Annotated in this window: 1 protein-coding gene; it reads left to right on the forward strand. The window is 58.9% G+C overall.

All coding sequences use genetic code 11. The features are described 5' to 3' along the window. The first annotated feature begins 25 nt into the window (after nucleotides 1-25). Nucleotides 26-235 (forward strand): cold-shock protein, encoded by a 210-nt coding sequence (locus tag CVH10_RS22105; RefSeq protein ID WP_106489432.1) that lies wholly within the window; start codon nucleotides 26-28, stop codon nucleotides 233-235. Nucleotides 236-258: the final 23 nt, after the last annotated feature.

The raw sequence follows: 258 nt of genomic DNA on the forward strand, positions 1-258 counted from the left end.
GACGAACGATACGAGGATCTATTTCGTGAATACCGGCACTGTTAAGTGGTTCAACGAGACCAAGGGCTACGGCTTCATTCAGCCTGACGACGGCGGCAAGGATGTCTTCGGTCACATCTCCGCAGTCGAGCGCGCTGGCATGCGCAACCTCATTGAGGGTCAGAAGATCTCCTACGAGATTCAGACCGACAAGCGCAGCGGCAAGGACTCGGCTGGTAACCTCCAGGCGGCCTGACGCTTCCGGCGCCAGCCTTCGGG

The sequence above is a fragment of the Halomonas sp. ND22Bw genome (assembly GCF_003011945.1).
Lineage (GTDB): Bacteria > Pseudomonadota > Gammaproteobacteria > Pseudomonadales > Halomonadaceae > Halomonas > Halomonas halophila.